This window comes from Halioglobus sp. D3-4, assembly GCF_055809315.1.
Window position 1 is genome coordinate 2,557,991 of the sequence record NZ_CM147907.1, and the last position, 12,685, is coordinate 2,570,675.

11 protein-coding genes are annotated in these 12,685 nt (G+C 58.2%); 7 read left to right on the plus strand and 4 right to left on the minus strand.

The genetic code is table 11. The features are described 5' to 3' along the window. Positions 1-31 precede the first annotated feature (31 nt). Positions 32-1,249 carry a phosphotransferase gene (locus AC0L6S_RS10955; protein ID WP_473423941.1) on the minus strand — a complete coding sequence of 406 codons (1,218 nt, stop codon included), beginning with the start codon at positions 1,247-1,249 and terminating at the stop codon, positions 32-34. Between the two features lie 123 nt (positions 1,250-1,372). Between AC0L6S_RS10955 and AC0L6S_RS10960 the strand changes: the two genes are divergently transcribed. After that, positions 1,373-3,031: a phytoene desaturase family protein gene (locus AC0L6S_RS10960; RefSeq protein ID WP_473423943.1), complete on the plus strand. Its 1,659-nt coding sequence runs from the start codon at positions 1,373-1,375 to the stop codon at positions 3,029-3,031. Here the strand turns inward: AC0L6S_RS10960 and AC0L6S_RS10965 are convergent. After that, positions 2,991-3,569, minus strand: a complete 579-nt coding sequence (locus tag AC0L6S_RS10965; protein ID WP_473423946.1) for a TetR/AcrR family transcriptional regulator — start codon at positions 3,567-3,569, stop codon at positions 2,991-2,993. The genes AC0L6S_RS10960 and AC0L6S_RS10965 overlap by 41 nt on opposite strands. A 111-nt stretch (positions 3,570-3,680) precedes the next feature. Between AC0L6S_RS10965 and AC0L6S_RS10970 the strand changes: the two genes are divergently transcribed. The 6 genes from AC0L6S_RS10970 (at position 3,681) to AC0L6S_RS10995 (ending at position 10,120) form a co-directional block, all read left to right on the plus strand. Then, positions 3,681-5,021 (plus strand): sulfotransferase family protein, encoded by a 1,341-nt coding sequence (locus AC0L6S_RS10970; RefSeq protein ID WP_473423947.1) that lies wholly within the window; start codon positions 3,681-3,683, stop codon positions 5,019-5,021. After that, the gene (locus AC0L6S_RS10975) at positions 5,018-6,133 is read left to right on the plus strand and encodes a DUF1214 domain-containing protein (protein ID WP_473423949.1); all 1,116 of its coding nucleotides are present in this window, start codon (positions 5,018-5,020) and stop codon (positions 6,131-6,133) included. Before AC0L6S_RS10970 ends, AC0L6S_RS10975 begins: the two co-directional genes overlap by 4 nt. A gap of 1 nt (position 6,134) precedes the next feature. Continuing rightward, positions 6,135-7,373: a sulfotransferase family protein gene (locus tag AC0L6S_RS10980; RefSeq protein WP_473423950.1), complete on the plus strand. Its 1,239-nt coding sequence runs from the start codon at positions 6,135-6,137 to the stop codon at positions 7,371-7,373. A 112-nt stretch (positions 7,374-7,485) separates the two neighbouring features. After that, the gene (locus tag AC0L6S_RS10985) at positions 7,486-8,358 is read left to right on the plus strand and encodes a TIGR03619 family F420-dependent LLM class oxidoreductase (RefSeq protein WP_473423951.1); all 873 of its coding nucleotides are present in this window, start codon (positions 7,486-7,488) and stop codon (positions 8,356-8,358) included. A gap of 78 nt (positions 8,359-8,436) precedes the next feature. Then, entirely contained in the window at positions 8,437-9,207 is a 771-nt protein-coding gene (locus tag AC0L6S_RS10990; RefSeq protein ID WP_473423952.1) for a dienelactone hydrolase family protein, read from the plus strand. A 40-nt stretch (positions 9,208-9,247) separates the two neighbouring features. Next, positions 9,248-10,120: a putative RNA methyltransferase gene (locus AC0L6S_RS10995; protein WP_473423953.1), complete on the plus strand. Its 873-nt coding sequence runs from the start codon at positions 9,248-9,250 to the stop codon at positions 10,118-10,120. Between the two features lie 88 nt (positions 10,121-10,208). Here AC0L6S_RS10995 and AC0L6S_RS11000 read toward each other — a convergent pair whose 3' ends face one another. Both AC0L6S_RS11000 and AC0L6S_RS11005 read right to left on the minus strand, forming a co-directional pair. Further along, a complete protein-coding gene (locus AC0L6S_RS11000) occupies positions 10,209-11,462 on the minus strand; it encodes a sulfotransferase family protein (protein WP_473423954.1) in 1,254 nt (417 codons plus the stop codon). Positions 11,463-11,472: 10 nt separating this feature from the next. Continuing rightward, positions 11,473-12,660, minus strand: coding sequence for a DUF1214 domain-containing protein (locus tag AC0L6S_RS11005; RefSeq protein ID WP_473423955.1), 1,188 nt, complete (start codon positions 12,658-12,660; stop codon positions 11,473-11,475). Positions 12,661-12,685 lie beyond the last annotated feature (25 nt).

The following is a 12,685-nucleotide window of genomic DNA, read 5'->3' on the forward strand; positions in this document are numbered from 1 at the left end:
AGCGCCGTCTGGCATGCAGGCACGGGAAAAGTCAGTGCTTCCCGGCGGCGAGGTAGTCTGCTAGCCAGCCGGCGTAGTCGACTCGCTGCACTGCTGCCACAGTACGTCGCAGGACTTCGGCCATCAATTGATCCTGCTCGGAATTGAGTGCCCCAAAACCGATGGACACGGCGATGGTCATCAGGGAGTGAAAGGTGAAACTGCGGTATTCCTGCCACGTCTGTTCCGGGTCTATCGCCTCACCATAATGCGCTCGCCGTTGCACATAGTACGCCACAAGATCCTGCTCGTTGACTGCCAATGTTTCAGCGGGCAGAGAATCAATCAGGAAATACTGCACATCGCGGATACCCTTGCCCCAGTGAGCTGCCTGCCAATCCAGCATGCCCATGTCGTCACCGGATACAAAAAAATTGCCCAGATGGCTGTCACCATGCAGCAGCGACAGCGGACCGGAAAACCAGAACTGCAGCAGTGCATCCCAGTTCTCCATGGAGCGTTTATAAGCCTGTTCCACCTCTGGCGGAATAAAGCCCGGCAGCTTTTTCATGGTGGGCTGCAGTGCCAACCGGTTTAACATACGGGCTGCAAGCCCCATACGTGGCGACAGAAACAGATGATATCGCAGAGGCAGAAGCTTCTCGCGCTCCGTCGCACTCAACCCGTAGTGGCAGGCGTGCAGACGCGCGAAGGCATCGAGGCAGCGATAGGCGAGGTCCAGCGGGGCGCCGGCCATCATATCGGGATTGGTGAAAAGTTGTACGCCCGGGTCCTCACGCAGGTTTTCCTGTATCAGGTAAAAACGCGTTCCCTGACAGCGGGTGGCATAGGTGACAGGCGTGCGCAAAGGCTGGGTGTGCGCGACGTGGCGAAAGAAATGAGATTCTAGCTGCCAGGCATTGATGACGGTAAAGAACCAGCGGGTCAGCAGTGACGCCATAGGGATTTTGACAAACAGGCTGCGCGGCAGCATTTGCTCTCCCTCCTGCTCGACAGTGAGCAACAGGTTCTCGCAGTTGCTGCTCACCGACGGAATGGGCAGGCGTTCAACATGACGGATAGTCACGGGCTGCGTTCCCGCAGACAATGCACCACTATTGATAAGCTGCGCCAACACTGCGGGTTGCGCCACCTGCGATGCCCTGTACGGCAAACTCGTACCGACAACGTCTCCCAGCGCATCTCGCAGCAGCCGTAAACCGCCGACTGTAACGATGCCAGCCATCCTCGCCCCATCGACTACACCCATACCAACCCCTTGTGAACAGACTGACAATGCGAACCAGACACGCTTGCCCGGATAGGACATTTTTAATAATATGTCCGATGACGCGGCTGTACAAGTCACCGCCCTGATTGCGGAGAGAAGGGTATGACCAGGCACACTGAACCGTTTTCCAATACCGGGCGTTCACCCGGGGAATTTGACTGCATTATCGTGGGTGCCGGCCACAATGGCCTGGCAACGGCTCTGGTACTGGCCCGCGAAGGACGACGCGTACTGGTGCTGGAAAAGAACAACTTTGTCGGCGGCATGGGGGGCACCCGCGAGATACTCAAGGGCTGCCGCAATGAAGTGGGTGCCAGCTGCCTGTTTCCACTGTCCGCCGAGATCAAACACTACTTCGATTTCGAATCGCACGGCGTGGAGCTTATTCCGCTACCGGTCATGGCCGTGAACCTTGTCGGTGCTGACGGGCGCCCCCTGATTATCTTCAAGAACCCACTGCGCCTGTCATTCAACCTGCTGCGGACCTTCGGAGTGGGCGGCATGCTGGGCTTTATCAGGTTTTTGAAGTTCTGCCAGTACCCGGCACGCGTGCTGGACCGCTTCACCGCGCGCCAGGCGCCGCGCAAACTTGAAGACCTGATCGCCGAGGCCAAAACGCCACAACAGCGTAAGCATCTGGAACTGGCCTTCAACGGTTCTGCGATGGACATCCTCGACAAGTTTTTCCCCGATGCGGTCAAATACCGTGAGCTACGCGCCAGTATGGCCTTTGCTGCGGTGCAGGCGACCTACAAGGGGCCCTACTCCCCAGGTTCGGGACTGTGCCTGATCTACACCATGGCACAGGAGGGATCTGAGGGCCTGATGCAACGCGTAAAAGGTGGTATCGGGCGCCTGTCAGATTGCCTGGCGGAGCAGATCAATACACTGGGCGGGGAGGTGCGCCTGAAACAGGCAGTGGTGAAAATTTTGGTGGAGAACAATCGTGCCGTGGGCGTAGAGCTCAAAAATGGCGAACAACTCTACGCTGATACAGTGGTATCCAACCTCGATAAACAGGCTACTTTCAACCGGCTATTGGAAGAACATGCACTCACAGCAGTTGAGCAGCAGAAAGTGGACGCTTTCTCGCATCGCGGAGCCTTTGTACACATGCTGTTCAAGTTGCGCGGCCTGCCGACCTATTCCCCCCATCTTGACAAACTCAACGGCATTGAGGGTGCCCGCTTCGGCGGTGCCATCGTACTGGACCCAGAACAACTGCAACGCAGTTATGAAACCTGCCGGCGCGGGGAATTACCGGAGCATATTCCGCTGGCGTTCCAGATACCAACGGTGGTGGACAGCAGTTTGGCGCCTTCGGGACACCATATCGCCAGTGCCTATGGCTTCTATTTCCCCTGTGAGGCGGAGAAAGCCAGACGCGGTAAACTGCGCGACCAGATGGCCGAGAAAATAATCGAGCATATCTGCGTGCATATGCCCGACTTCAGATCACTGATCGTTGATCAGGCGATTTTTTCCTCCGACCACTTTGCCAGCATGCAGGGCGTAACCAATGGCGACTGGACCCACGGCCTGCTCCACCCGAACCAGATGATTGGTGAACGCTGCCTGATCGATGGCACCGGCCACACCACACCGGTGGCTGGCCTGTACCTGTGCGGCGCATCCTGTCACCCCGGGCCTGGCGTCACATTTCTGCCCGGCTACAACTGTGCGCATGAAATCATTGCGGCCGCTACAGCAGCGGGTACGGCTACCTCAACAGCACCGGCACCAGCAGCGCGCGCAGCGTAGCGCGCAGCTGTGCATCGGTGCGAATCCAGTTACTCGGCAGCGTCAGGAAGGACAGCAGCAGGCGATACACCCATTCAACAAGGACTTCCGGGCGCACGGCATCCTGCAACAACCCGGCGTCCCTGGCCGGGGTGATAACGTGATCCATCAACTCCTCGCCAAAACGGACAATGACATCGGAATTCCAGATCGCACGGCGCGCGCGGCTATCCTCATCAGAGGCAAAGACAGCCCGCAGCAAGGGTCGTCTGGGCACCTCCTTGATCGCCGCTATCATACCCTCCACCACCTGATCCGCCGGGTCTGGGTACTTCGACAAGCGCTTGCGCAGCACCTCATTCAGCTGCTCCATCTCGCACTTGATCGTCGCGACCAGCAGGTCATCGCGGCCGGGGAAATAACGGTAAACGGTGGACCTGGCAACGCCGGCGTGATCAGCCACCTCCTGCATGCCGGTGGCCGCAATACCGCTCGCGAGGTAGCAACTTCGGGCTGCATCGACAATTAATTGCACGGGATCTGCCCGGGGTTCAGTCATTTGACCTGACAAGCCTTGAGTACTCAGCGGAAGAATGAGACATTTTCGACTAAATGCCCAATAGCGTAAAGCGCCCATCCACAGTGGAACAATAACAAGGAATACACGATCTTGAGCGGCACAGCACATCTGCAGGCTACCGACTACCACCGCACCCCCATCCGCGTGCTGAATACAGCGCTGCGCAGCGTGAACAAACTGGGGTTGGCAAAAATTTCGCTGGATCGGGACACCCTGATCGCCGCGGCTCGCAAAGCTACTGGCCTGCGTGATTTTGGCGACGAGAGCTTCCTCGAGCCGATGCAGTTGCTGATTACTGCGCTGGAGGAAGAGGCTGACCTGAACCCGCTCGGTCGCTATATGAACCGCACCAATATCCTGCGGCTACTCAAGCACCGCCTGTACGCACACGAATTGCTCACTCGCCACCCGGAAATTCTCGAACGCCGCATTGTCGAGCCCGTGGTGATTGTCGGTCTCGGCCGCTCCGGCACCACCCGCCTGCACCGCTTGCTGGCCAGCGACCCGCACTTCCTGCACCTTGAGTCCTGGGAATCGGTATTCCCTGTGCCCTACCCGGTGTGTTTCACCGCCCGCAATGAGGGCCGTACTGACCCGCGCATCACCTCACTCGATCAGGGATTGAAGGCAGTGCTATACATGAGCCCGCAGGTAGCCGCAACGCATCCACTGGGTACGTTCGAAGTAGAGGAAGAAGTCGGTCTGCTGCAGCACGCCTTTTCCAGCCAGATCTTTGAAATCCAGGCGAAGATTCCCTCCTTCGCCGAATGGCTGATGACACACGACCAGCACGCGGCCTACGAGTATATGGTAGTGCTGATGAAAATTATCTCCTGGTTTCGCGACGACCCGCACGATAAACCCTGGGTGCTCAAAACGCCCCAGCATATGCAGGACCTCGATGCGCTGATGCACGTATTTCCCGATGCCAAACTGGTGTGCTCACACCGCGACCCGATCAAATGTGTCGGCTCGATCTGCTCCACGGCCTGGAATGCGATGGTACGCGACAGCGACAGCATCACGCCGCAGTGGCTGGGGCCGGAGTGGCTCAGCAAAACTGAACGCATGCTGCATAAGACGCTACAGGTACGCGAAGAGATGGTGGCGCAGCAGAACCAGTACGATATCCAGTACGCCGACATCACAGCCGACTGGCGTAGCGCAATGGAGGGCGTTTACGACTTCCTTGGCATGCCCTTGAGCAGTGAGGCACAGCGCGGAATGCAGGCATGGCTGGATCGCAACCGACAGCACAAACACGGCGCACATAAGTACAGCCTTGCCGATTTCGGTGTGGACGAACAACAGGTCGATAAGCGCTTGATGTTCTACCGCCAGCGCTTCGATATTCCCTATGAAAGAACCAACCCGCATCTGGCTGCAGCAGCTGCCCACAACCCCGATGCCAACGCCACGGAGAAACCATGAGCATACAAACTGAAAGTCGTACGGCACTGGCCGAACTCATCGCCCTGCTGCAGGAAATCGATGCGCGCTGGTCGGGGCCCGAGTGGAATCTCAATTCCCCGGAGGATATCGTCGCCTCACACCGCTCCCTGATGCATACACTGGAGACGGCGCTGGTGGGATACTTCGAACAGGACGCCTCGCGACCGGACTTCCGTCGCATCGTCACACCCAGCCGGAAATTGACTGGTGACAACTCCGATGCGATCTATTTTGACGCGCCGATCAGCGGCGACCACGCCTATATTATCCACGGCAGCATGCACGGTGCGGTCTACTTTTCGCTGACCATTGAAGAAGGCGCCGAAGACGGCCTAATGGCGAGCAACACCGCCGGTGTGATTAACGACGAACAACTGGAACTGGACAGCAACGGTAATTTCACCGTCTATCTCGGTGGCGAGCCGCGCGAGCGCAACTGGCTCGCGCTGACACCGGGCGCTTCGCGCGTGACAACACGCCACTATTTTGAACAGGCCGTGTGCGCCGCCAAAGACCCGGCGATGGAACCGCGTATACGTATCGAGTGCCTCACCGCCAAGGGGCTTCCCGAGCCGCCCTGTGATGCCAGTGTTGCCGCCGGCATCCGTCGCGTAGGAAATGCAGTGCGCAGCCGCACACTGGGCATGCCCCCGATGGCCAATGGACCACTGCCGCCGTTTGTTGCTCTCACACCCAACGAATTCCCGACACCGATACCGCCCGGAGACTTCGGGCTGGCGGCCTACGATGCCCACTATTCCATGGCGCCTTTCTTCATCGGGCCGGACGAGGCACTGGTGATTACCGGCCGCTGGCCCGAGTGTCGCTTCGGCAACGTCTGCTTGTGGAACCGCTTCCAGCAGACACTGGATTATCGCAGCCGCAGTGTATCGCTGAACCGCGCGCAAACTGAACTGGAAGCCGATGGCAGCTTCAGGATGATTCTGTCGCACAGCGATCCCGGCCAACCCAACTGGCTGGACACGGAGGGGAATCCGTTCGGGATGGTGTTCTGGCGGTTTTTTCTGGTCACCGGTGAGGTGGAGGCTCCGCAGGCAAAAGTCGTGAAATTGGCCGACCTGACAAACTGAGATGAGCAGCCCTCTGCCGCTACCCGTGCGCCTGATGAACCTCGTAGGGCGGGGTGCGAACACTATCGGCATCCAACCGGTCGACCTCAGCCTCGACAGGCTGTTACAGACCGCAGTGAAAAACACCGGCCTTAGGGATTTTGGTGAAGAGGACTTTCGCCAACCACTGGCACTGCTGCTAGAGAGCCTGGAGAGAGAAGCCGACTTGTCTCTGCTGGGCCGAGTGATTGCCAGAGGAGATCTTATACGAACACTGGAAAACCGGCTCGGCTTTGTCGAGCTGTTCAAACAGCACCCCGAAATCGCCGAACAAACAATAGAACGCCCCATTTTTGTCGTCGGCCCACCCCGTTCCGGCACCACCATTTTTCACGATCTGCTGGTGATGGACCAGGACAACCGCGTCCCCCTGACGTGGGAGACGGCCAGGCCGCTGCCGCCACCGGAAGCAGCGACCTATCGCACCGATGCGCGCATCGCACAGGCGCAGGCCGATCTCGATCAGGTCGACAAGCTGTTACCGGACTTCAAGAAGATGCATCCCATGGGCGCAGAGCGAGCTCAGGAATGCGTGACCATGACAAGCCACGATTTCACCTCGATGATTTACTTCGTGCAGTTTTTTGTACCCAGCTACGACCGCTGGGTGATAGAAAGCGATATGCGCTCTGCCCTGAAGTGGCATCGCCGCTTTCTACAGATACTACAGTGGAAAGCACCGGGTAAACGTTGGGCGCTGAAGTCGCCACAACACCTGTGGCACCTGCAGCACATCCATCGGGAATACCCCGATGCCCTGTTTGTGCAGACCCACCGCGACCCGGTGAAGATCGTCATATCCACCAGTAATCTCGCCGCCCACCTGCAGGGCATGGCCAGTGATCACGCCGATATCGGCAGGGTCACTCGCTATTATGCGAAGGCGCTGGCGCAGGGCTACAACAACACGGTGGCCTATCGCAAATCGGGCCTGCTGCCTGACAACCAGATAGTCGATTTATACTTTCGCGATTTCATGACCGACCAGGTCGGCACAGTACGGCGTGCTTACGAGCACTTTGGCATGACCTTACCCGACAGTGCTGCCACCGCGATGCAGGCCTTTCTCGACGACAACCCGGCGGACAAACACGGCAAACATGTGTACAGCCTGACCAACACCGGTATGCAAGAGGATGAACTGCGGGCGCTATTCAGCGACTACGAAGCGTATTTTAATGTGCCGCGAGAGCCACTTTAGTGCGTACACGGCGACGAGAGGAAGAGCGCCCCAATGATGGGCGCGAAGCGGCTCTTGCCAACGGCTGCAAAGGGGCGGGATAGTTTCGGGCTGGCACCGACATGGAGGCACAATGAAATTCTGGCAGGCCATCACCTGGGCCGAAACCGATCAACTGATCGAAATAGCACGCTTCGCCGAGGAGGTCGGTTTTCACGGCTTGATGAGCGGTGACCATGCGGTGTACCCGGAATCGATTGCACCCGATTATCCGTACTCGGACAACGGCATGCCGCCGATGCAGCCCAGCGATGAATACCCCGACCAGACCGCCATCTTCGCCGCGATGGCTGCGGTTACCCAGAAACTGCACTTCACCTGCGGCGTCTATGTGTTGCCGCTGCGCAATCCCCATGAGGTTGCGCGCGCGGCTGCCACGCTGGCAGTTCTCAGTAACGATCGCTTTATACTCGGCGTTGGCGTGGGCTGGATGAAGGAGGAGTTCGACATTTACGGTGTCGACTTCCACCGTCGCGGAAAAATAACCGATGAGATGATTGAAGTAATGCACACCCTCTGGAGCGGCGAGATGGTGGAATACCACGGGCAGTGTTTCGATTTTCCGCGCGTGCAGTTGAGCCCGGCACCGAAGACAAATCCACCTATTTACATCGGCGGCAGTAGCGACATCGCTCTGCGCCGAGCTGCGCGCATCGGCGAGGGCTACATCGGCGCGGGGACAGCACCCGAAGAGGTCGCGCCGCTACTGCAAAAACTCGATAGCCTGAGACAAGAGTACGACCGCGGTCACCTCCCCTTTGAAGCGATGCTGGGAATTACAGCGGCGCCGGACAGGGATCTGTTTATGCGGTTGTCGGGTGACGGCCTGCAAAGTACGGTGGCGCCGCCGTTTCAGTATGCGCTGGGCAAAAAACACTCCACACTCGATGAGAAAAAGCGGTTTATGGAGCACTTTAGCAATACGATAATTCTTCGTATGCAATAAAGCCTGCCCGGCGGCAGCCGCCGGGTACGCAACACGCTATACTTTCGCCACACCCAGACCATCGCCCGAGGTACGCCCATGAGTGTGGCATTTACCCCCATCGCCGACTACCGCCGCTCACGCTTTACCGCCAGCACCTCAACCGGCAAGCGTATCAGCCACGATGTCTACCAGCGCGGCAGCGGCGCCGCCGTGGTAATCATTCAGGAGCTGCCCGGCATCGGCCCGGAAACCCTGCGGCTGGCGGATGAGTTTGTCGCCAACGGTTTCGAAGTCGTGCTGCCGCACCTGTTCGGTCCGCTGGAAAAAATCAGCATGGCCGGCAATCTGGTGAGAGTGTTCTGTATGCGCAAGGAGCTCAGCCTGTTTGAGGCAAATCGCTCCAGTCCCATTGTCGACTGGTTGAAAGCGCTGTACCGTGACGTGAAAGCGCAGGGTGGCCACCGGGGTGTGGGCGTGATCGGTATGTGCCTCACAGGCAACTTCGCTATTTCCCTTATGGGTGACGACAGTGTGCTCGCCGCAGTAAGTTCACAGCCCTCCATGCCCCTGATGAAATCCAGCGAGCTGCATATGTCAGCCAACGATATCGCAGGGATTCGCCAGCGCATTGATGCCACCGCCCCCATCCACGCCTATCGCTTTGAAGGCGACCCGCTGTGCAACGCTGCCAAGTACACCGCAATCGAGCGAGCGTTTAACGAGGACGGCAACCAGCGCATCCACACCCACACGCTGCCGGGTAAAGGCCACTCTGTCCTCACGATCGATTTTGTCGATCAGCAGGGCCACCCAACGCGAGAGGCTCTGGACGATATCCTGGGGTATTTTTCGGCTCAGCTACAGTGACTAGTCACACCCTCGACAACCCCGCACGGCACCGTACCCGATGAATTTTAAACACAGTGACAAGCTCCGCTGCCCACTGGATCAGGCGGTGCTGGAGTTAAGCGACAAACAGTTGCGCTGTGCCAACGGGCACAGTTTTGACATCGCCCGCCAGGGGTATGTCAACCTGCTGGGCGCGCAGGACAAACGCAGCCGTGACCCCGGCGACAGCAAAGCCATGGTGATAGCGCGGCGCGACTTCCTGAACCAGGGCCACTACCAGCCCATCGCGGCGCAACTCGCAGCTATCGTAGCACCGCTACTGGGCACCGGCGCAGTCATCGCCGATGCCGGCTGTGGCGAGGGTTACTACCTGCAACAACTGCGCGACCGTCTGGAGCCGAAGACCGCCGTCACGACAGAAATGATCGGCTTCGATATATCCAAATGGGCAGCACAGGCTGCCACGCGTCGACTGGAAGCCAGCTGGCTTGTCGCCAGCAATCGCAATATACCGCTGGCAACGGGCAGCGTTGACTGCTTGCTCAGCGTGTTCGGATTCCCTGTTTTTGAGTCGTTCAATACCGTGCTGAAACCCGGTGGCACACTACTGCTTGCAAGCGCGGGGCCACAACACCTGATTGAACTGCGCAAGGTGCTCTACCCCAGTATCAAACAAGCTGACTCCGCGCTTGTGAGGCATGCGGTGGCCGCGGGCTTCGCCGAGGGTAATGCCTCGACACTGGAATTCACCACGGCCCCACTGGGCCAGCAGGAAATCCGTCAGCTGCTGTCAATGACACCACACCTATTTCGCGCCAGCTATGACGGAAAGGAACGGGTGTCACAATTACAACACTTTCCCGTCACAGTACAGGTGCAATTTCAGGTGATGCATAAGCCCGGGCTACCGGCTGACCGTCCGATCCAGTGAGTTTGGAACGGCGGTGATGGTCCGGGGTTCGGTACTTACGGGGTTCATGTGTCAGGAGTTTGCGGGGCTTTGACATCCAGAAGCCAAACTACAATTCGTCCGGAACGTTGTACAGGGTCTGATAGCGCTTAAACAGCGGCCTATCCCCGGCTTTACCTGCATCCACCTGATAATTGTGCTGACCAAATTTTCCCTGCGGTTTGTCCCGCAGGTAGTCCAGCATGCGTTGGCGGGCCTCAACGGACAGAGTCATCCCAAAGTGAGCGTAGATATCGGCGATACAGGCCATCGGATCATCCATCAGATCCTGATAGCGCGAGTCGGCGATATTGGCTGCAGGTACGATGCCCCACTCCCGTTGCTCTATGACATGCTCCAGGCGCTGGGCTGTCGCGCCTCCCATAATGATATTGTCGAACATCTCGGCATTGAATGGCTGGTCGCTGCGCATGTAATACAGCGTACCCATAAGGCTGGTAGTCGAGGCCATGCATTTAATCGGATCACGGTGGGTCTGCACGATGCGGGCATCGGGGTAAACCTGTAACAGGGTATCGAGATGCATTTGGTGTTCCGGCGCCTTCAGCAGCCAGCGTCCACGCGGATTTTTCCACTGCAGTATTTGCAACACGGTTTTGTGGTATTCGTACACCCGCCGATAGTCCGCCTCCATACACCAGGCGCTGTAGCTCCCGGTCTGGTGGAGTGAAGCGCAGTGGTCGCTGATAAACGTACCGGCCATCAACAAACCACACTCCGCAGGTATATCGCCACGCATTTCATGCATACTGGCGAATTCGGGTGCCACACGCTGCCACTGCGTGAACAAATTGTGCGCCTGTTCAATTCGTGGATCACTGGTGTAGGTGCTGGCTTCGGGTGGGGGACAGGGCTGCAGTGCCTCCCACATCAGGGGCACACCGACCTCAGGGTCCTGCGACAGCAACTCATACAAAATCGACGTGCCCGAGCGCGGCAGGCCCACAATGACCATGGGTGCGGTAATTTCTTCATCCAGAATCTGCGGGTGTTGCTTCAGGGTCTCCGTCACCTGCAGTCGGGTACTCAACCACAGGATAAGGTCGCTTCTGGCCATCAGGCGGCCCATCAGCGTAAGCTGTGCCTCCTCCTCCAGTGATTTAATGAGCACCCGAAACGGCTCACGCCACATATCATCGCCGAAATCATTGAGTGCTGTAGCACGACACGCATGATGCAGCAGCGATGATTCATCCAACGGCACCACGGCCTCGAGATTGAGGTAGCTGCCTTCGCGGTTCATTGCCACCAGCCAATCGGGATGTGGCTGCGGCGTCCACAGCGGGCTGTCGGAATCGCTCATCGTCAAACCCTCAGTGGCCAAAGCGCTTGATCACGCCGCGTCGACGCGCCGCAAGTTGCTCCTCACGCTGGGCAGCGGCGATGGTACGCACATTGGCGGGCAGGTACGCAGCAAGGTCCGACTGCTTCATCTGCGTACACTGCGGCACAGGGTAGTCAGTAGCACCGATCCAGCGCACAGTGATATAACCCTCCTGATGACCAGAGGGGTCCAGCCAGTTAGGTAAACCGGGGTCATCGTGGGCAACCACCAGTAACAATTCTCCATCGGCTTCCAATTGGGCAAGATGGCAATTGGTACTGCACAGCCGGTAGCGGTAATCCATCGTTTCCCACCAGTAGTTACCGAACTCCACCGCCCAATAATTGGCCACAGGAGGAGTGACCCGCACCACCAGCACTTCGTCTTCCGGCACCTGCCAATAGCAGATAAGGGGCTCTCCGCCGGGAGTGGCATCGATGGCGTTGTCATCGAGCTGACGATAGGAGAGAAAATGGTTGGGTTGCGCTTTCCACTTGTCGAGCATCTGCGCCCAGTATCGGGTGGAATCCTGTATCCAGGCCACGGCATCCGCCAGCCCGACTGTAAGCTCGTTCACACTCAATACCGGACTGGGTTGCAACTCACCAAGGCGATCGATACGGGCCACCATCGGCGCTTCATTTTCCCAGTCGGCAAAGAATTGCCGGACGGTTACTCGCCAGCTCCCGGGAGTCGTCTTTATCCAGTTTCCAGCATGCTCATGCGGACTCAGGAAAATTTCGAAACTTCCGTCTGCCGCCACCTTGATATCGCTGTCAATCAGGTTTCCCGCCACTCCTCCGCCCCAAGGCGTCGCGCCGTTCTCAACAACAGTAACGGCAAAGTAGCGCGCAGTGCCACGCGTACCGCTGATACGGTAGGTGTGCTCACCATTGATCGGTGCACCCACATACAGCGCATCGGAGTTATCCCCACCCTGCTTGCGCAGCGGATCAAAGTAATGCAGCAACTCGGGGAAATCGGGATCGTTGTTTTCGAGGTGAAACTGCAGCGCTAGAGAGACATTCCTGGCCAGCAGGCGCAACCCCTTCGCGCGATCGATATCATGCGCCGGCGCTCCATCCCTGAACACGAGGTCGCCCGCACTTTTCAACTGATCGCAGAATTCATCCCAGCTCGCACGCAGCGCTGTGTCGTTGGGGTTATCGCCAAACATAGGCCTCTCGCTCGACTGATTTATT

Coding starts and splice junctions, on each gene's coding strand:
- AC0L6S_RS10960 (WP_473423943.1), top strand. CDS start 1,373: ATGACCAGGCACACTGAACCGTTTTCCAATACCGGGCGTTCACCCGGG.
- AC0L6S_RS10985 (WP_473423951.1), top strand. CDS start 7,486: ATGAAATTCTGGCAGGCCATCACCTGGGCCGAAACCGATCAACTGATC.
- AC0L6S_RS11005 (WP_473423955.1), bottom strand. CDS start 12,660: ATGTTTGGCGATAACCCCAACGACACAGCGCTGCGTGCGAGCTGGGAT.
- AC0L6S_RS10980 (WP_473423950.1), top strand. CDS start 6,135: ATGAGCAGCCCTCTGCCGCTACCCGTGCGCCTGATGAACCTCGTAGGG.
- AC0L6S_RS11000 (WP_473423954.1), bottom strand. CDS start 11,462: ATGAGCGATTCCGACAGCCCGCTGTGGACGCCGCAGCCACATCCCGAT.
- AC0L6S_RS10965 (WP_473423946.1), bottom strand. CDS start 3,569: ATGACTGAACCCCGGGCAGATCCCGTGCAATTAATTGTCGATGCAGCC.
- AC0L6S_RS10995 (WP_473423953.1), top strand. CDS start 9,248: ATGAATTTTAAACACAGTGACAAGCTCCGCTGCCCACTGGATCAGGCG.
- AC0L6S_RS10990 (WP_473423952.1), top strand. CDS start 8,437: ATGAGTGTGGCATTTACCCCCATCGCCGACTACCGCCGCTCACGCTTT.
- AC0L6S_RS10955 (WP_473423941.1), bottom strand. CDS start 1,249: ATGGGTGTAGTCGATGGGGCGAGGATGGCTGGCATCGTTACAGTCGGC.
- AC0L6S_RS10975 (WP_473423949.1), top strand. CDS start 5,018: ATGAGCATACAAACTGAAAGTCGTACGGCACTGGCCGAACTCATCGCC.